Source organism: Bradyrhizobium sp. B124, from assembly GCF_038967635.1.
Lineage (GTDB): Bacteria > Pseudomonadota > Alphaproteobacteria > Rhizobiales > Xanthobacteraceae > Bradyrhizobium.
The window spans coordinates 2,391,003-2,409,328 of the sequence record NZ_CP152413.1 but is presented as its reverse complement, the minus strand read 5'-3'; the positions used below and the strand labels follow the sequence as shown (position 1 = coordinate 2,409,328).

The following is an 18,326-nucleotide window of genomic DNA, read 5'->3' as shown; positions in this document are numbered from 1 at the left end:
AGCCCGGATGAAGCGCAGCGAAATCCGGGAACAGATCATCCGCGGACGCAAGACCCCGGATTACGCTGCGCTTCATCCGGGCTACCCATCCATCGCCTCTTTGAATGCGCATTGTTCCCCCCGCGATATGCAGGCAACACAACGCCTGTTCCGCACAGCCGCGTCCATCCATGTCGCCAGATTGTCGCACGCCGCTGTTATCCGCACTGGAGGGGCGTGCTGCTGATTCTCGTTAACTGTTAGTGAGGCCTTGGGTCGCGGGGATCGTCATCGCCTTGTCACAGGAATCTGTTAGGTGCACAGGCATGGGAAGTGACTCCTTGAGTGAAGAAAGCCCCGAGCGGCGCTTTCGCACTTTGTTTATCTCCGATGTTCATCTCGGAGCCCGCGGTTCGCAAGCCGACCGCCTGCTGGACTTCCTCCGCTCCCACGATGCCGACACGATCTACCTCGTTGGTGATATCGTCGACGGCTGGGCGCTGAAGTCGAACTGGTACTGGCCGCAGACCCACAACGATTTCGTGCAGAAGATGCTGCGCAAGGCGCGCAAGGGCGCCAAGGTGATCTACGTCCCGGGCAACCACGACGAGTTCCTGCGCAAATATTACGGCACGCATTTCGGCGGCATCGACGTGGTGGAGAATACCGTTCACACTGGCGCCGACGGCAAGCGCTACCTCGTGATCCACGGCGACATCTTCGATCTCGTGGTGCAGAATGCGCGCTGGCTCGCCCATCTCGGCGACAAGGCCTACGACTTAGCGATCCAGATGAATCGCTTCGTCAACTTCTTCCGCAAGATGTTCGGCGTTCCCTACTGGTCGCTGTCGCAATGGGCCAAGCTGAAGGTCAAGAAGGCCGTGAACTATATCGGCGCGTTCGAGGCGACGCTGGCCGGCGAGGCGCGGCGTCATGGCTGTGACGGCGTGATCTGCGGCCACATCCACTACGCGACGATCCATGACGAGCACGGCATCCGCTACATGAATTGCGGCGACTGGGTGGAGAGCTGCACGGCGCTCGCCGAGCACGAGGACGGCCATTTCGAGATCATCACCTGGACCGACCCGGTGCGCCGGATCGCGCCAGTTCCGCGAGTGACGGCACGCGCTGCATGACGCATATCCTGGTCGCGACCGATGCGTGGCATCCCCAGGTCAACGGGGTTGTCCGCACGCTGACCATGATGGCACAGGCGGCGAAATCGCTCGGCGTCGAGGTGAGCTTCCTGACGCCGGACGAGTTCCGCACCTTCGCGATGCCGAGCTATCGCGATCTCCGGCTGGCGCTGCCCTATCAGGCCAAGGTCGCAAGCCTGATCGAGGCTGCCAGGCCCGACAGCATCCATATCGCGACCGAAGGCCCGATCGGGCTGTCGGTTCGCCGCTATTGCCGCAAGCACGGCCTGCCGTTCACGACGAGCTTCCACACCCGCTTTCCCGAATACGTCTCGGCACGCACGCCCGTTCCGGAAGCCTGGGTGTGGCGCGCGCTGCGCTGGTTCCACAAGCCGAGCCGGGCGGTGATGGCGGCAACCCCGGCGCTGGCCGCCGAACTGCGCCAGCGCGGCTTCCGCAACGTGGTGCTGTGGTCGCGCGGCGTCGATACCGCGCTGTTCCACCCGCGCGATGTCGATCTCTGCCTGCCGCAGCCGGTCTATCTCAGCGTCGGCCGGGTGGCGGTGGAGAAGAACCTCGAGGCGTTCCTCGATCTCGATCTGCCCGGCACCAAGGTGGTGGTCGGCGACGGCCCGGCGCGGGCGGCGCTGGAGCGGAAATATCCGGAAGCCCTCTTCCTCGGCGCCCGCCATGGGGAAGAATTGGCCGAAATCTATGCCGCGGCCGATGTGTTCGTTTTCCCCAGCCGCACCGATACGTTCGGTTTGGTGCTGCTTGAAGCGTTGGCCAGCGGCCTGCCGGTTGCCGCTTTTCCGGTCACCGGTCCCCGCGACGTGATCGGCGCGGCGCCGGTCGGGGTGCTCGACGAGGATCTGCGCCACGCCTGTCTGGAGGCGCTCAGCATCCCGCGGCAGGCCTGCGTCGATTTCGCCGCGCTCCACACCTGGCAGGCGTCGGCCCGGGTGTTCATCGACCGCTGCATGAACGTCCGCCCCGTGGCGCCCGACGGCGAGGGCGAGGCGCTCGAATTCGGCGCCGAAGAGCACCATTTCGCGGCCTTGCCGGCGCCTCAGCCAAACTCACGCTAAAGCGTCTTGCCGGGTTACCCGCCGCCGCGATACAAATCGTGGATGACGGACATCACTCTCAATCCACCCGTCGCTGCCGCGGACATCGATGCCGCTGCAAGGGTGGTCGCGCCGTTCGCGGTGCGCACGCCGCTCCTGACTTTCCCCGTTCTCAACGAACGCGTCGGCACCCAGGTCTTCCTCAAGCCCGAGATGCTGCAACGGACCGGATCGTTCAAGTTCCGCGGCGCCTTCAACAAGCTCGCCTCGATTCCGCAGGACAAGCGGAGCGGGGGCGTCGTCGCGTTCTCCTCGGGCAACCACGCCCAGGGCGTCGCCGCGGCGGCAAAGATCCTCAACATGCAGGCGACCATCGTGATGCCTGCGGACTCGCCGATCACCAAGCGTGAGCGGACCAAGTCCTACGGCGCCGAGGTCGTGCTGTACGATCGCGATCGCGACGACCGCGAGGCGATCGCCAATGGCATCGCCAGCAAGCGTGGTGCGACATTGGTGCGCCCCTATGACGATCCCTTCGTGATCGCAGGCCAGGGTACTGCGGGCCGCGAGATCGCCGAGGACATGGCCGCGCTCGGGCTTGTGCCCGACATCGTGGTCGCGCCGGCTTCGGGCGGCGGGTTGATCGCAGGTGTCGCCACCGCCGTGAAGGCGAAGTATCCGCAGGCCCAGGTGATCGTCGCCGAGCCCGCGGGCTATGACGATCACGCTTTGTCGCTCAAGGTCGGCCATCGCGAGGCGCATCCGGTCGCGGCGCGCACCATCTGCGATGCACTGATGGCGATGATGCCGGGCGAGCTCACGTTTGCCATCAACAGCAAGCTGCTCGCGAATGGCGTCAGCGTCTCCGACGACGAGGTCGGTGCTGCCGTCGCCTTCGCCTATCGCGAGCTGAAGCTCGTGGTCGAGCCCGGCGGCGCGGTCGGGCTCGCGGCGCTGCTGGCGGGACGGATCGACGCCAAGGGCAAGAATGTCGTCATCGTGCTCTCGGGCGGCAATGTCGATGCCGACCTGTTTGCGAAGCTCGTCGCCTGAGACCAGCATCTTGAAACGAAACAGGGGCAGGGCGGTCGTCGCTCTGCTCCTGTTTCGTTGTGGAGCGCGGCTGATCAGTGCCTGAAGCCGCCACGGTGGCTGCCGCCCATTCCGCCGAGATGTGAGCCGGACGGACTTGGGTGGAACGCTGTATGGCTACCACCCGATCCCGTCCGGTTGACTTGCATGCTCTGCCGCTCGGCGCGGAAGTGCTGCCCGCTGTTATCCTTCATGATCCGGTTCGATGTGGTGTTGCCGGCATTGGCTCCAGGAAGGCTCGCGACCTTGCCCTTGCCGATTGAGCTTGGCATGCCGACCGGCTTCGCTGCAGGCGCAGGCATGGTCACGATCTTGCCGACGGCACCCTGCGCGCCGGCATTGATCGGCCGGAAGGCTGGACGGCTAGAGAGCCGCGTGAACTGCATCAGCGGAATTGCTTTCGGCTGCGCCTGCAGCTTCAACGCCGACTGCGCGTAGGGGCTGTTGCCAAAATTGTCGTGGAAGGTCTTGTAGGCGAACGGCGTGTTGGCAAGCACCGCCTTGTGCCAGGCCGCGACCTGCAGCCAGTTCGTCAGCAGGAAGCGAATGGGGTCGCAGAGCGGATCGCGCGGATAGAGCCGGATGAACTCCTCATAGTATTCCGGCCGCCCCTCCGACAGCACGAAGTCATAGGCCTGGCGCACCGACCGGTTCGGCAGGTTCGATGCCATCTGCACGACCGGACCGTTTTCAGGCGCACGGCCCGACGCGACGGCGGTGTCGCCGAAGAAATAGAAGTCGGAGGTCAGCGACGAGCTCTCCCACGGTGTCTGCCGGCCGTCGGTCGTGCTGTTGACCTCCAGGCGGACGCGCTTGAACAGCTGCTCGATCGGCAGGTTGGGCTCGCGCGCCAGACGCAGGAAGGCGTTGGTGTAGGGGCTGTGGCCGTTGCTACCGTCCTGCGCCTCCATGCCGGGTGCAGTCGAATAGCCGACGATCGAGCCGCTCGGGGCATCGACGACGGCAAGGCCGCGGCCGGCGTCATTGACGTTGGGAAACGGGTTGTTGCGGCAGGCATCGAGCACCACGATGCGCATCCGGCTCGGGATGTTCTCGAGCGTGCCCATCACGTCGACGAGGCGCACCGCATTGCCGTCGAGGTCGGACGGCGTTGCGATCCTGGCATCGATCGGAATCAGATAGTTCTCGCCGGCGAGCTGCACACCGTGGCCGGCGTAATAGATCATCGCGACCGTGCCGGGGCCGCGCGCCGTGACCTTGTCGGAGAAATCCTGCAACACCTTCACCATGTCGCCTTGCCTGAGGTCGGTCGCGGCGATCACCTCGAAGCCGGCAGCGTTCAACAGCTCGGCCATCGATTGCGCGTCGTTGCCGGGATTGGCGAGCTTTGGCGCATTCTCGTAGTTCGCATTGCCGATCACGAGCGCGACGCGCTGCTCGGGGCCGCGTAGCGCGCCCGGCGGTGCCACAGCAGGCGTCGTCGGCGAAGCGGCTTGATCGATCGGTTGCGCCGGCGCCTGCGTGGCATTGCCGACGGTGATGCCGTCGGTCTCGGCAGATGCTGTGCCCGATACACCGAGGCTCAACAGGCCGAGCAATGCGGCCGATATCATGATGGATGTCAGGCGGACCATCGCGCGCTCCCAAAAGCTGGTCCCGGTGCTGGACCGGTCGCGGCGAAGCTAGGCGCGGACGCGTCCGCCGTACGTGAGCTGGGTCACGCTGCGCGGGTGGTCAATGGGAGGTGAGTGCGCAGCGCGCACACGTCGCGTCTACGAGAAGAACGCTATTCTCTCGACCTGGCTCATGCGGCGGATCGGCGCGAGAGGATCGTTGGCCGCGACGCTCGGCTTTTTCAGGAGGCCGCTCGCGATGATGGTCGAGCCGAGTGACACTTCCGATGCGGGAGCTGCGGCAGCCTCGACGGCGGGCGGGAGAGGCCGCGGCACGGCTGCCGGAGCCACGACAACCGGTGCTGCAGCAATCGGTGCTGGAGCAATCGGTGGCGGCTCGACCTTGACCTCGACCTTCGGCTCGGGCGCCGGTGCGGGCTCGGGCTGAATGGCCGGTGCAACCATTTCGGGCTCGTCAGCCATCGCCTCGGCGACGCGCATCTCCTCGGCAAGGTGCATCTCTTCGGCGATCGCTTCTTCGTCGATCGGATCGGGCGCGCCCATCTCCATCGCGATGAGGTCGAGCACCGCTTCGTCCTGGGCGTCAGCGGCGGCCTCGGTGACGCGGGCGAGCTCTGCGGCTTCGGCTTCGGCCAGCGCGGCCTCCGCCTTGAGCCAGGCTTCGCTCGGCTCCGGCGTCGCGGCCGTGCCACCCTCAGTGCTCGGCGTTGCAACGGCCTCCTGAGGCGGCACCGACGGCGTGGCGGCCATGGTGGCATCGGGCGCAGGGCTTTCGGCGGCAGCGCTTTCGGCCACCGGTTGCGGCGAGGGGGCAGCAGCGGGCGGTTCCGCAACCGGTGCTTCGGCCACATCCGGCTCGGCCGCAGGCGTTTGCGCCTTGTCCGGATCGAATTCGCTGAGCCGGCGGGCCAGCGCCGCGAAGGCGGCATCCAGCACGGCCTTGGCGTCGTCCATCGAAACCTGGGTTGCACCGGCCTCGATCGCGCTGGCCTGCGAATCGATGATGTCGCAGATCCGGCCGTCATTGCCGATCTCGCGCAGCCGCCAGGAGATTTCCCGAATCACCCGCACGCCCTTGCGCACCGGCGCGAGGTTTGGTTCGAAGCTGATGCCGTCGAGCGCCGCGATGGCGGAGGCCTGGGCGGCCTCGATCGCGCCGCGCAGGGCGCCCAGCGCCTGCGCCAGCTGCTCGTCCCTGATGGCCGCTGCGGCGGCTTGCCGCTGCGCGCTGAGGCTGTCCTCGATCCGCGCCACGGCATCGAGCACCATGCGGGTATCGGCATTGCGGTTGCGCTTGGCGTATTCGCCAAGGAACCAGCGGCCCCGCGAGGTCTCCATGAAGGCCGCGCTGATCGCAGCATAGTCCTCCTCGCTCGGCAGGGCCGCGCGGGCGGAAATCGGCGACAGGGCGAATGCTTCTTCGGCCATCACAATCTCTCCGCGCAAATCACTGCGCGTTACGCTAACGATCACCACGATATCGCGCGAATCGCAATTGAATTGATGTCTTCCGAATCACAAATCCCCATCGCAGCAAAAGTTGCGCCGCGGCGATTCGCGCGCAGCCTCGCGGCATTCTACGCCACGACGTTCGGGATGACCGGGGTCCACCTGCCATTTTTCACGGTGTGGCTGAAGGCGATCGGGATCGATGCCACCTGGATCGGCCTCATCACGGCGGTGCCGCCGGTGACGCGCTTCACCGTCCTGCCGCTGGTCACCGCGGCCGCGGAGCGCCGCCAGATGCTGCGCGGTGCGATGATCGCCACGGGATTCGCCACCGCGGTGGGCTTTGCCGTGATCGGTACCCAGCACCAGCCGTTCGTGTTGCTCGCGGTCTATGCGCTGACCTGCTGCGTCTGGACGCCGATGGTGCCGCTCACCGACGCCTACGCGCTGCGCAGCGTCAGGCAATTCGGCCTGAGCTACGGACCGCTGCGGCTCTGGGGCTCGGCCGCCTTCGCGGTCTGCGCACTGATCAGCGGGTTCTTGCTCCGCTATGTCGCCGAGGTCGATCTGATCTGGATCATCACGGCCGTGACCGTGCTCGGCGCGCTGGTCGGGCTGACGCTGCGGCCGCTCGGCCGCCCAGCGGCCGCAGCCGCGCCGGCGGCCGGCGCGCCGCGGCTGCTGCGCAATCCGACCTTCCTCGCCATCATCGTGTCCTCGGCGCTGATCCAGGGCAGCCACGGCGCCTATTACATCTTCGCATCGATTGCCTGGCAGCAGGCCGGCTTCAGCGGCCTGACGATCGCGGCCCTCTGGGTGCTCGGTGTGATCGCCGAGATCGTGCTGTTTGCGGCCTCGCCGCGCTTCACGCTGCCATCGGCCGTCCTGGTGATGATCGCGGCCGCCAGCGCCGCGGCGCGCTGGGCGATCACCGCGCAGGATCCGCCGCTTGCCGTACTGGCCGCGGTCCAGCTCGGACACGGGCTGAGCTTCGGCCTGACCCAGGTCGGCATCATGGGGCTGATGGTGCATCACGTGCCGGTTCACGTGATGGCGCGCGCGCAGGGCTATCTCACTGCCTGCGGCGGCATTGTCGCGAGCACCACGGCAATCGTCAGCGGCATGGTCTATGCGCGCTTCGGGCTCGGCGTTTACGACATGATGGCCGCGATGGCAGCGACGGGCGGGTTCGTGATGTGGCTGGCACGCAAGCGGCTAACCCATCATCCCCAGAGTGCGGCGTCGGGCGGATAGACCAGGCTGCCCTCGTAGCGCAGCCCGTTGTCGCGATCCTTGGCCAGCAGCAGTGGGCCGTCGAGATCGACGAAGTGTGCGGCTTGCGCGATCAGCATCGCCGGCGCCATCGCGAGCGAGGTCGCGACCATGCAGCCGATCATGATCTCGAATCCGAGCGCGCGGGCGGCGTCCGCCATCGCGAGCGCTTCGGTCAGCCCGCCGGTCTTGTCGAGCTTGATGTTGACGGCGTCATAGCGGCCGCGCAGGCCCTCGAGAGAGGCGCGGTCATGCACGCTCTCGTCGGCACAGACCGCAACCGGGCGCTTGATCCGCATCAGCGCGTCGTCCTTGCCCGCCGGCAGCGGCTGCTCGATCAGCGTGACGCCGGCATCGGCGCAGGCCGCAAGGTTGGCGGCGAGGTTGTCCTCGGTCCAGGCTTCATTGGCATCGACGATGAGTTCGGATGCCGGCGCCGCCTTGCGCACGGCGGCGATCCGCGCGACGTCACCATCGCCGCCCAGCTTGATCTTGAGCAGCGCGCGATGCGCGGCCTTCGCGGTGGCCTCCGCCATCGCCTCTGATGTCCCGAGCGAGATCGTATAGGCGGTGGTGCGCGGTTCGGGCGCGGGACGGCCGAGCAGGTTCCAGATCCGCCTGCCGGCGCGTTTGGCCTCAAGGTCCGCCAGCGCACAATCCAGCCCATTGCGGGCCGCGCCGGCGGGCATGCTGGCCTGCAAGGCGATGCGGTCCATGCCATTGGCGAGCGGCTCCTGCATCGCCTGGATCGCCTGCAGCGTCGCCTCGGGCGTTTCGCCATAGCGCGGGTAGGGCACGCATTCGCCGCGGCCGGTGAGGCCACCCTGGCTCACCTCGGCCACCACGACGACAGCCTCGGTCTTGGCGCCACGGCTGATCGTGAAGGTCCCGGCGATCGGCCAGCGCTCGATCCGCGTGGTCAGGGAAATAGCTCCGGGAGGGGTGGAAGTCATTTTAAAGTCTACTATTTCCTGAACCGTAGCTTGCGACGCGCAGCCAACTATGGCTGGTTAGCGGCAGATTCGACAAGCCGATCCGGCAAGCCGCCGGAGATCAACGGCCAGCCGGCTTGAGGGGTAGGCAAAAGGTGAGCGGCGACCCGACACTGGAGCGGATAGCCCAAGGCGAAGGACTGGCGTTGTGCGCGGCGGGCAACTGGACAGCCCGCTTTGCTCCCGCGCTCGAGCGGATCGTCTCCGACGCTGAGAAACTGCGCGGCAGCCGTTCCCACATCTTCATCGACGTGTCGCAGGTCGCGAGCCTCGACACGTTCGGCGCGTGGCTGATCGAGCGGCTGCGCCGCAGCCTCAGCGACGCCAGCGCCGAAGCGGAGATCGCGGGCCTCTCCGCCAATTATTCCAGCCTGGTCGACGAGGTGCGCCGCGTGGGTCCTGCGCCCAGGGTCGTCAGCGACCGGCTGTCGATCACGGGCATGCTGGAGCAGATCGGCCGCACCGTGGCCGGGGTCGGCGGCACGATCATCGGCCTCGTCGACATGCTCGGCGCGGTGCTGGCCGCCGCCGGCAAGGTGCTGATCCATCCGCGCAGCTTCCGCCTGACCTCGACGGTGCATCACCTCGAGCAGGTGTGCTGGCGTGCGGTGCCGATCGTGGTGCTGATCACCTTCCTGATCGGCTGTATCATCTCGCAGCAGGGCATCTTCCATTTCCGCAGGTTCGGCGCCGACATCTTCGTGGTCGACATGCTGGGCGTGCTGGTGCTGCGCGAGATCGGCGTGCTGCTGGTCGCGATCATGGTCGCCGGCCGCTCCGGCTCAGCCTATACCGCCGAGCTCGGCTCGATGAAGATGCGCGAGGAGATCGACGCGCTGCGCACCATGGGCTTCGATCCGATCGAGGTCTTGATCCTGCCGCGCATGCTGGCGCTGGTATTGGCGCTGCCGATCCTGGCCTTCCTCGGCGCGATGGCCGCGCTCTATGGCGGCGGCCTGGTGGCCTGGCTCTACGGCGGCGTCGATCCGGAGGCCTTCCTGCTCCGCCTTCGTGATGCCATATCGATCGACCATTTCATCGTCGGCATGGTCAAGGCGCCGGTCATGGCCGCGGTGATCGGCATCGTCGCCTGCGTCGAGGGACTTGCGGTGCAGGGCTCGGCGGAGTCGCTCGGACAGCACACCACCGCGTCGGTGGTGAAAGGGATCTTCTTCGTGATCGTGATGGACGGCGTGTTCGCGATCTTCTTCGCCTCGATCGGGATGTGATCATGGCGGAGCAGGACATCGACGCCATCATCCGGGTCCGCGACATCACGGTCCAGTTCGGCACCACGCGTGTGCTCGACGGCCTCGATCTCGACGTCAAGCGCGGCGAGATTCTCGGCTTCGTCGGCCCGTCCGGTGCCGGCAAATCGGTGCTGACGCGCACCATCATCGGCCTCGTGCCGAAGGTCTCCGGCCGCATCGAAGTATTCGGCGTCGATCTCGATGCCGCGAGCTCGGCGCAGCGCCGCGCCGTCGAGCGGCGCTGGGGCGTCCTGTTCCAGCAGGGCGCGCTGTTCTCCTCGCTCACGGTGCGCCAGAACATCCAGTTTCCGGCGCGCGAATATCTGCGGGTCTCGCAGCGGCTGCTCGACGAGATCGTGGTGGCGAAGCTGGTGATGGTCGGGCTGAAGCCTGAAGTCGCCGATCGCTATCCGTCGGAACTGTCCGGCGGCATGATCAAGCGCGTCGCGCTGGCACGCGCACTCGCGCTCGATCCCGAGCTGGTGTTTCTCGACGAGCCGACGTCGGGCCTCGATCCGATCGGCGCCGGCGATTTCGACGAGCTGGTGCGCACCCTGCAGCGCACTTTGGGGCTGACCGTTTTCATGGTAACCCACGATCTCGACAGTCTATACACCGCGTGCGACCGTATCGCCGTTTTAGGGAACGGTAAGATCATTGCTGCAGGATCGATCGCCGACATGAAGGCATCGCAGCATCCTTGGCTGCAGCAATATTTCAACGGCAAGCGCGCCCGAGCCGTTGTGGCCTAGCCCATGATCCCGAAACGAAAAGGCCGGTTTTCGGACGAGATCATGCGCCAACAGGGAATTCGACGGGCTCGAACGCAGGCCGACTGCGCGAGCGCCCAAGAGCAATGAACGCGAGCAATTGATGGAAACGCGGGCGAACTACGTCTTGATCGGGGCTTTCACGCTGGCGGTAATCGCCGCGGCGTTCGGCTTCGTGCTGTGGTTCCAGAGCCTGCACACCACCAAGCAGCGCAGCCCCTTGCGGGTGATCTTCGAGGGGCCGGCGTCGGGCCTGCGCAATGGCGGCAATGTCAATTTTAACGGTATCCGGATAGGGGAGGTGGTCTCCGTCAAGCTCGACAACCCGCGACGCGTGGTCGCGCTGGCGATGATCGAGAACAACGCACCGCTGCGCAAGGACACCCTGGTCGGCCTCGAATTCCAGGGCCTCACCGGCGTCGCCGCGATCTCGCTGAAGGGCGGCGAGGAGGCCGCCCCGCCGGTGCCGCTGGATGAGGACGGCATCCCGGTTCTGACCGCCGACCCGAATGCGCTGCAGGACGTCACCGAGGCGATCCGCGCCACCCTGCAAAACGTCAACCGCATCGTCGCCGACAATCAGCAGTCGGTGAAGAATTCGCTGAAGAATCTCGAGGTCTTCACCCAGGCCTTGGCGCGCAATTCCGAGAAGATCGACAACGTCATGCTCAAGGTCGACGGCGTGATGGGCAAGGCCGACAATCTGATGCTGGGCCTCAATGCGATCGCGGGCGGCAACAATGGCAGCGAGCTGAACCTGATGGTGAAGTCGATCCGCGAGCTCGCCGACAACGTCGACAAGCGGTCCAATCTCCTGATCAACGACGGCCGCCGCACGCTGTCCGACATCAGCCGCGCCGTGAACAATTTCGACCGCAACCCGAGCCGGGTGATTTTCGGCGGCAGCAACAACGCCGCACCCGAGCCCGCGCCGGCTCCGGCCGCAGCACCGGCCGGGCCGCGGCGCCGGCAGCAATAGGCTACGCGCCCTCCGTTCGTCCTGACGATCGTCGAGTCCTACTGGGGCGCTGCCCCAGATGGCTCGGCTGCTTCAGGAACGAAGCGGCGATAGCGGTCGTCCGGATACGTCTGCTCGGAGTGAATCGTCAGGCTGCGCACGCGGTGGGGATCGGATGCCGCATCGACGACGCCGTTCGTCGCCGGCCATTCGCGACCGGACGCATCGCGAGTCTCACCGCCGGCCGGCCGGACGGGCGTCGTTCGAACGAGGGGCGTGTCGGCTGCCGGCTTGTTCGGCTCCTGTATTTTGATGGTCCGGATTTTGGACGGCTGGATCGGGTCCGCCGTCGCAATCGCGGCCACCCCGATCGTCCCGAGCATCGTCAGCGCGACGATGGGGCACCAGCGTGCGAGCACCATCTGAACCCTCCCCGCTCGTTCTCCCGCAAAACTTAGTCTTGCGTCGGTCAAAAGCAAAACGGAGGCATCGCTGCCTCCGTCTCGTGGTCTGCGATGGTTCGAACGCTTACCCCAGCCGTCCCGCGGCGTGGGCGAGCAGGGTGTAGACCAGCCCGGTTTCCGAGGTCAGGTGGCTGCTCAGCTCCTGCTGGCCGCGGCCTTCGCGGGCGACTTCGTCGAGCAGGCGCTCGAACTCCGCGATGTAGCGGTCGACCGTCTGCTTGAAGCCGCGGTCGGCGCGGTACTTGCGGGCCACCTCATCGAAGGCCTTCTGGCCGGCCGGCGTGTAGAGGCGCTTGGAGAACGCCTTGTTCTCGCCGCGCTGGTAGCGATCCCACATCTCGGCCGCAAGCGTGCGGTCCATCAGCCGGCCGATGTCGAGCGACAGCGATTCCAGCGGATTGGCGGCCGGCTGCTGCTGCGGACGCGGGCGCTGCTGGGCGTCGCGGTTCTGCGGGGCGGGCGGCGGCGCGTCACTGCGGTTGAGCAGGTCGGACAGCCAGCCATCGCCGTTGTTGGGGCCGGCCGGGCTGACCGGCGGGGCCTCGGTGCGGCGCGAGGTCGCCATGCCGAGATCCGGCGGCGGCAGCGTCGAGGCGCTGTTGCCATTGTCGCGCACGCTGTCGCGCATGCGCACGTCGCCGCGGCCGCCGGCGGCAGCCATCACCGGCTCCTCGTGGCGGACGCTGGCGCGGTTGGACGAGACCACGTCGAGCCCGCGGCCGTGATGGGCGACGATGCGGTTCAGCTCGGCCAGGGCCTCGATCTGGTCGACGATCACCTTGCGCATCTGCGCAGTGTTTTCGGCGGCCTCCTGAGGCATTTCCAGCACGCCGCGGCGCAGCTCGTTGCGGGTGGCCTCGAGCTCGCTGTGCATCTCGCTCGCCATCTGCTTCATCGCCGTGACCATCGCGGAGAACTTCTCCGTCGATTCCTTGAACATCGCGTCGGTCTCGGCGTTGCTCTGCTGGTAGAGTTCGCTCATGGCGTCGACGGTCTGCTGACGCTCGTTCTCGGCGGCCATGCGCACCGCCTCGAACTGCTTGCTGATCGCAGCCGAACCGGCGCCTGCGGTCTCCGCCACCACGCGTGCGATGTCGCGGGCGCGTTCCTCGGCAGCGCCGAGCGATTCATCGAGCAGACCGGTGAAGCGCGACAGCCGCTGGTCGAGATCGGTGGTGCGCAGGTCGATGGTGGTGACCAGCGATTCCAGCGCCGACTTGCGCTCGCTGACGGAGGCCGTCGTCGAGCGGTTGGCCTGCTCGACCACGGCAGCCGCCTCGATCAGCGCCTTGCCATGGGTCTCGAACTGGCTCGACAGCGCGCCGAGATCTTCCAGCGCCTTGCCGGTCTTGCTGTTGAACACCGTGAGCTGGTCTTCCAGCGTCTGGGTCGCCACGCCGTTGCGCGAGGTGACGTCGTTCATGGCGGACACGAAGTCGGCCACGCGGGTCACCAGCGCGCGCTCCAGCGAGTTGAGGTTGTCGTGGGCGCCGGTCAACACTTCCTGCAGCAGGATGTTGCCCTCGCGCAGCCGCTCGAACAGCGCCACCGTATCGGTGCGCAGGATCTTGCTGGTCTCCTGCATCTCCGTGACGGCCGAGATCGAGACCTGGCGCGACTGGTCGATCGCCGCGCGCGAGGCCTGCTCGAGCTCCTTGAGCGACTTCGCCACCGCGCCGGTCGCCTGATCGCCGGCCGAGGTGATGTTGCGCGCGACATCGCCGCCGTGCGCCGCCATCGACTGCGAGAAGGCGAGGCCGCGGGTTTCGATCGCCTTCAGCGCGTCCGCGGTGGCGCGATCCATGTCGTTCGACAGCTGCGTGGTCTTGGCGGTCAGCGCCTCGACCAGCGAGCCGCGGCGGCCGTCGACCATCTGCGACAGCCGCTCGGTCTGCTGCTGCACATAGGTGACGATCTCGTCGGTCTTGCCGGTCATCGCCGAGCCGAATGCGCTGGAAGCGGACAGCACCGAACGTTCGATGTCGGCGGAGGTCGTCTTGACCTTGGTCGTGACCTCATTGGACATGTTGACCAGCGCAGCCTGTGCGTTCTGCGCAGAGGTCTGGATGTTGTCGGTGGTCTTGGCCGTGACCGAACCCAGCGCGCGCTCGATGTCGGTCGAGAGCGTGCGGATCTGGGCGGCGGCATCGGCGGAGGTCGCCGCAAACGAGCTTTGGGCCTCGCGGGCGCTGCCCAGGATGGTCTGTGCAGTCTCCGCGCTGGTCGTGGTCAGCGAGCGCTCGATCTCGACCGAGATCGCGCGGATCTGGGTTGCGGCCTCGTTGGAGGTCGCCACGAACGAGTTCTGGGCATCGCGGGCGCTGCCGAGGATCGTCTGCGCGGTGTTGGTGCCGACCGACGTCAGGGTGCGCTCGACATCGGCTGCCAGCGACTTGACGTGGTTGGCCGCTTCGGTCGACGCGGTGACGAGGGTGTTCTGCGCCTCGCGAGCGCCGGCCGTCAGCACCTCGACGGTGCCGGAACCGGCCATCGACAGCGCGCGCTGGATATCGGCGGCAAGCGCCGTCACCTTTGTCGCAGACTCAGTCGATGCATTGACCAGCATGCTCTGGGCTTCACGCGCGCCTGATGTGATCGATTCCGCGGTGGCGGAGCCGGCCATCGAGAGCGATCGCTCCATGTCGGCCGCGAGCGTGCGGACCAGATCGGTGGCCTCGGTGGATGCACCGGCCAGCGTGCTCTGGGCCTCGCGCGCGGCGGCGACGACGGCTTCCGCGGTGGCGGAGCCTGCCATCGACAGCGAGCGCTCGATGTCGGCCGACAGGGTGCGGACCAGATTGGTGGCGTCGGTCGACGCACCAGCCAGCGTGTTCTGGGCCTCGCGGGCGGAGGCGACGACGGCTTCCGCGGTCGCGGTGCCGGCGGTCGAGAGCGAGTGCTGCATGTCGGCCGCGAGCGTGCGGACGAGGTTGGTGGCTTCGGTCGACGCGCCGGCCAGCGTGCTCTGGGCTTCGCGGGCAGAGGCGACGACGGCTTCCGCGGTCGCGGAGCCGGCCATCGAGAGCGAGCGCTCGACGTCGCTGGCGAGCGACTTCACCTGACCCGTGATGTCGGCCGACGTCGCGATCAGCGTGGTCTGGGCCTCGCGGGCACCGGTCATGATCGCTTCGGCGGCCGCCGAGCCGGACATCGACAGCGATTGCTCGACGTCAGCGGCCAGCGACTTGACCTGGCTTGCGGCTTCGATCGAGGCCGAGACCAGCGTGGTCTGCGCGTCGCGGGCGCCGGACAGCACCGAGGCTGCGGTGGCGCTACCGGCCGCCTGCAGCGTGCGCTCGACGTCCTCCGACAGCGCCTTGATCTGCGAGGCGACGTCGCCGGATGCGGAGACCAGCGAGACCTGGGCGTCGCGGGCACTGGTGAGGATCGAGTTAGCGGCGCTGGTGCCGACCGCGGTCAGCACGCTCTCGACCTCGGCGGAGCTCTGCTTCAGCTGGTTGCCGACATCCGCGGACACAGTGAGCAGCGCCTGCTGCGCGGTGCGCGCGCCGGTCTGGATGGTTTCGCTGGTGTTGACCACGAGGTTGGTCAGCGAGCGCTCGGCGTCCTCGACATGGGACTTGATGCTCGACGACAACATTTCGGCGCGGGACATCAGGTCCTCGCTCGCCTGGCGGCCGCTGCTCTCGATGCGGCCGGCGACGGCCTCGACGCGCGAGCCCAGCAGGTCCTCGAACTGCGCGACGCGGGTGTCGATGTCTCCGGCGATGACGCCGACGCGGCTCTCGATGCCCTGCTGGATATCGGCGAAGCGCGCCGAGATGGTGTCGGTCACGTTCGAACTATGGCCACTGATGGTCTCGACGAGGCGGCTGTTGTGACCGTTGATGGTATCGGCGAGGCGAGTGCTGTGGCCGTTGATGGTGTCGACCAGGCGGTTGCTATGGCCGTCGATGGTTTCGGTGACGCCGTTGATGCGATGGTCGACCGCGGCGATCGCCTGCACGGTGCCCTCGGTCAGGGTGGTGGTGAGCAGGCCGAGGCGCGAGTCGATCGAGTGGATCGCCTGGGTGGCGCCTTCGGTCAGCTGGGTCGCGAGCGTGCCGAGATGGCCGTCGATGGTGTCGGTGACCGACTTGGCGCGGCTCTCGAAGGTGACTTCGAGCGTCCGCATGCGGCCGTCGATCGCGTCATCCAGCGACTGCAGGCGGCCGTCGAACGTGCCGATCTTGGTGGCGAGCGAATTGTCGAACGACGACAGCTTGTCGGTCAGCGAGGCGTCGAGATGGGTGACGCGGCTGCCGAGCGTGGTTTCGAACTGCAGCAGGCGCTGGTCGAGCGAAGCGGTGATCTCGCCGCTATTCGTGGTGACGCGATTGTCGAAGGTGTCGACATAGGTCTTCAGGCTGTCGGCGATGTCCTGGGTCCGCTGGCCCATGCGCTCGACGATGTCGCCGCCGAACGTCTTCACGGTGCGGTCGAATTCCGAGATGTGGCGGGTGATCAGCGCGCCCAGCGTGCCGGAGTCGCGGGCGAACTTCTCGGCGAGCTCGCTGCCGTGGTTCTTCACCAGGTCGTCGAACGCGCTCATCTGCAGCGACAGCGAGTCGTGCGCGGTCTCGGTCTGGCCCACCACCTTGGCGACCAGCGAATTGACGGTGACGTCGAGCGCCTCGCTCGCCCTGTCGCCGGACGTCATGATCTGGCCGGCGAGGCGGTTGCCGGCGTCGTCGATCTTGCTGACGAGGTCGTTGCTGCGCAGCTCGAGCTCGAGCAGCAGCGAGTCGGCGGAATTCTTCAGGGAGTCGTGAACCTCTTCGGTGCGGTCGGAGATGCCGTCGACGATCGCAGACGAACGCTGCTCGAACTCGCCGGTGATGCGGTCGACGCGTTCGTTCAGCATCTCGTGGACGCGATCGGCGAGATCGACGAACTCGTCATGGACGTGGCCGGTCTTGAAGTTGAGGCTGGTGGTGAGCCGCTCGGAGGCGTCCATCACCGCGCGCGTGGTCTCGGCGCTGGCTTCCTCGAGGCGGTCGAGCAGGTCGCCGCCGCGCTCGCCGAGCGCGAGGATCATGTTGTCGCCGGCATGGCTCAGTGCGGTCGTGATGTGCTGGCCGCGCTCTTCCAGCGCGCCGGTGATGCTCTTGGCGACCTCGTCGACGCGCGAGGCAATCGCGTCCGAGATCAGCGCGATGTCATGGCGCAGGTCGATCTGCACGCCGGAGATCGCGCTGCGCACCTGCTCGGCCTGGCCGACCAGATTGTCGCGCTGGTGGGCGATGTCCTGCAGCAGCGCGCGGATGCGCACTTCATTGTCGGAATAGGCGCGTTCCAGCGCCGCCACCTCGTTGGCAACCAGGGTCTCGAGTTCGCCGGCGCGCGCGATCGCGCGTTCGACACCGTCGCCCATCGCCGCGACCTCGCGGCGGATCGCCTGGCCGACCGTCACCATGGAATCGGCGGCGGCGTTTTCCGGCTCGGAGAATCGCATCGCGACCTGCGCCATCGATTGCGCGATCATCTGCATGCGCTGACCGTGCGAGGCGAGGCTGGCGAGATAATAGAACAGCAGCACCGGAACGGCGAACAGCGCGGCGAGGCCGGCGAGCACCAGGACGCCGGTGCCCTGGGCCATCGAAGCCTGTAGGGCCGGCCAGAACGCGACGGTGAGGATGACGCCGCCGAGCAGCCAAGCGCCGGAGCAGACGAAGAACAGCGTAAAGGCGTTGCGGGCGCGCCCTCCCTGCAGCGTCTGCAGCATCTGGCCGATGGTCTCGCGATCATCATTGGCGGCGCGGCGCGGCGCGCGCGGTTCCTCGATCGGCTCGAACACCGAACGATCGGTATTCGTACGGGACTCGAACGATGCGGCTGAAAAATCCGGAGCTGAAGGCGGCAGGCTCGGCGCCGCGGCGCCTTCGTTGAGGGAGCTGCGGCTCTCCGCGCCTTGCTCGCCGATGTTGAGGGCTTCCTGGATGGCAGAAAGCGCGACTTCGGTGGGATCTTTGACCTTCTTGGGAGTGTTCGCCATGTTCAGTCTGAGCCCTCTCACTACTTTACGCGTCGGCGAGCCTGCGAAACGTCCCCGCGCAAGCTCGAAGCCGGTGCCCACAAGCGGAGCGCAAGCGCCCCCTCGGCGGCTTGTCCGCTACATCCGCAAACATCCTATTGGGAGAGCGATGCGAATGAAATGCTTGCGATTAATACTTTCTTAATCATCGTTAACAGCTTTGCGCCATAAGGCCTTATGGGTACTCGAAATTCCTGCCGCCGAGGGCCGATTGTGTCCGGAAATTGTCCAGAATCGGGCGGTTTTGCCGATCATCCCGACAACA

The 18,326-nt window shown here is 66.8% G+C and carries 12 protein-coding genes; 7 read left to right on the top strand and 5 right to left on the bottom strand.

Going from position 1 to position 18,326, the window contains the following annotated elements; all coding sequences use genetic code 11:
- Positions 1 to 305: 305 nt before the first annotated feature.
- The 3 genes from AAFG13_RS11695 to AAFG13_RS11685 are packed head-to-tail and all read left to right on the top strand — an operon-like array spanning position 306 to position 3,238.
- Positions 306 to 1,118, top strand: a complete 813-nt coding sequence (locus tag AAFG13_RS11695; protein WP_342712070.1) for a UDP-2,3-diacylglucosamine diphosphatase — start codon at positions 306 to 308, stop codon at positions 1,116 to 1,118.
- Positions 1,115 to 2,206 carry a glycosyltransferase family 1 protein gene (locus tag AAFG13_RS11690; protein WP_342712069.1) on the top strand — a complete coding sequence of 364 codons (1,092 nt, stop codon included), beginning with the start codon at positions 1,115 to 1,117 and terminating at the stop codon, positions 2,204 to 2,206. Before AAFG13_RS11695 ends, AAFG13_RS11690 begins: the two co-directional genes overlap by 4 nt.
- Before the next feature lie 42 nt (positions 2,207 to 2,248).
- Positions 2,249 to 3,238 carry a threonine/serine dehydratase gene (locus AAFG13_RS11685; protein ID WP_092115464.1) on the top strand — a complete coding sequence of 330 codons (990 nt, stop codon included), beginning with the start codon at positions 2,249 to 2,251 and terminating at the stop codon, positions 3,236 to 3,238.
- Positions 3,239 to 3,312: 74 nt separating this feature from the next.
- Here the strand turns inward: AAFG13_RS11685 and AAFG13_RS11680 are convergent, their stop codons facing one another.
- Positions 3,313 to 4,872 carry a caspase family protein gene (locus tag AAFG13_RS11680; protein ID WP_342712068.1) on the bottom strand — a complete coding sequence of 520 codons (1,560 nt, stop codon included), beginning with the start codon at positions 4,870 to 4,872 and terminating at the stop codon, positions 3,313 to 3,315.
- A gap of 138 nt (positions 4,873 to 5,010) precedes the next feature.
- Entirely contained in the window at positions 5,011 to 6,300 is a 1,290-nt protein-coding gene (locus AAFG13_RS11675) for a hypothetical protein (RefSeq protein ID WP_342712067.1), read from the bottom strand.
- Positions 6,301 to 6,375: 75 nt separating this feature from the next.
- Between AAFG13_RS11675 and AAFG13_RS11670 the strand changes: the two genes are divergently transcribed.
- On the top strand, positions 6,376 to 7,575 hold the full coding sequence (locus AAFG13_RS11670) for an MFS transporter (RefSeq protein WP_212310107.1): 1,200 nt from the start codon (positions 6,376 to 6,378) through the stop codon (positions 7,573 to 7,575).
- Here the strand turns inward: AAFG13_RS11670 and dgcA are convergent.
- The gene (dgcA, locus tag AAFG13_RS11665) at positions 7,545 to 8,546 is read right to left on the bottom strand and encodes an N-acetyl-D-Glu racemase DgcA (RefSeq protein WP_212310106.1); all 1,002 of its coding nucleotides are present in this window, start codon (positions 8,544 to 8,546) and stop codon (positions 7,545 to 7,547) included. The genes AAFG13_RS11670 and dgcA overlap by 31 nt on opposite strands.
- A gap of 134 nt (positions 8,547 to 8,680) precedes the next feature.
- Between dgcA and AAFG13_RS11660 the strand changes: the two genes are divergently transcribed.
- The 3 genes from AAFG13_RS11660 to AAFG13_RS11650 all read left to right on the top strand — a co-directional run bounded on the left by AAFG13_RS11660 (position 8,681) and on the right by AAFG13_RS11650 (position 11,584).
- Positions 8,681 to 9,814, top strand: a complete 1,134-nt coding sequence (locus tag AAFG13_RS11660; protein WP_212310105.1) for an ABC transporter permease — start codon at positions 8,681 to 8,683, stop codon at positions 9,812 to 9,814.
- Between the two features lie 2 nt (positions 9,815 to 9,816).
- Positions 9,817 to 10,587, top strand: a complete 771-nt coding sequence (locus tag AAFG13_RS11655) for an ABC transporter ATP-binding protein (protein WP_212310104.1) — start codon at positions 9,817 to 9,819, stop codon at positions 10,585 to 10,587.
- Positions 10,588 to 10,708: 121 nt separating this feature from the next.
- Positions 10,709 to 11,584: an MlaD family protein gene (locus AAFG13_RS11650; protein ID WP_176530188.1), complete on the top strand. Its 876-nt coding sequence runs from the start codon at positions 10,709 to 10,711 to the stop codon at positions 11,582 to 11,584.
- Between the two features lie 38 nt (positions 11,585 to 11,622).
- On the opposite strand, the gene AAFG13_RS11645 is transcribed toward AAFG13_RS11650, so the two are convergent.
- Positions 11,623 to 11,985 (bottom strand): hypothetical protein, encoded by a 363-nt coding sequence (locus AAFG13_RS11645; RefSeq protein WP_212310103.1) that lies wholly within the window; start codon positions 11,983 to 11,985, stop codon positions 11,623 to 11,625.
- 106 nt (positions 11,986 to 12,091) lie between these two features.
- Positions 12,092 to 18,022, bottom strand: coding sequence for a negative regulator of septation ring formation (locus AAFG13_RS11640; protein WP_212310102.1), 5,931 nt, complete (start codon positions 18,020 to 18,022; stop codon positions 12,092 to 12,094).
- Positions 18,023 to 18,326 lie beyond the last annotated feature (304 nt).

What these genes read in the sequence shown, in the direction of transcription:
- AAFG13_RS11695 (WP_342712070.1), top strand. Translation starts at nt 306, where the DNA reads ATGGGAAGTGACTCCTTGAGTGAAGAAAGCCCCGAGCGGCGCTTTCGC.
- AAFG13_RS11690 (WP_342712069.1), top strand. Translation starts at nt 1,115, where the DNA reads ATGACGCATATCCTGGTCGCGACCGATGCGTGGCATCCCCAGGTCAAC.
- AAFG13_RS11685 (WP_092115464.1), top strand. Translation starts at nt 2,249, where the DNA reads ATGACGGACATCACTCTCAATCCACCCGTCGCTGCCGCGGACATCGAT.
- AAFG13_RS11680 (WP_342712068.1), bottom strand. Translation starts at nt 4,872, where the DNA reads ATGGTCCGCCTGACATCCATCATGATATCGGCCGCATTGCTCGGCCTG.
- AAFG13_RS11675 (WP_342712067.1), bottom strand. Translation starts at nt 6,300, where the DNA reads ATGGCCGAAGAAGCATTCGCCCTGTCGCCGATTTCCGCCCGCGCGGCC.
- AAFG13_RS11670 (WP_212310107.1), top strand. Translation starts at nt 6,376, where the DNA reads ATGTCTTCCGAATCACAAATCCCCATCGCAGCAAAAGTTGCGCCGCGG.
- dgcA (WP_212310106.1), bottom strand. Translation starts at nt 8,546, where the DNA reads ATGACTTCCACCCCTCCCGGAGCTATTTCCCTGACCACGCGGATCGAG.
- AAFG13_RS11655 (WP_212310104.1), top strand. Translation starts at nt 9,817, where the DNA reads ATGGCGGAGCAGGACATCGACGCCATCATCCGGGTCCGCGACATCACG.
- AAFG13_RS11650 (WP_176530188.1), top strand. Translation starts at nt 10,709, where the DNA reads ATGGAAACGCGGGCGAACTACGTCTTGATCGGGGCTTTCACGCTGGCG.
- AAFG13_RS11645 (WP_212310103.1), bottom strand. Translation starts at nt 11,985, where the DNA reads ATGGTGCTCGCACGCTGGTGCCCCATCGTCGCGCTGACGATGCTCGGG.
- AAFG13_RS11640 (WP_212310102.1), bottom strand. Translation starts at nt 18,022, where the DNA reads ATGGCGAACACTCCCAAGAAGGTCAAAGATCCCACCGAAGTCGCGCTT.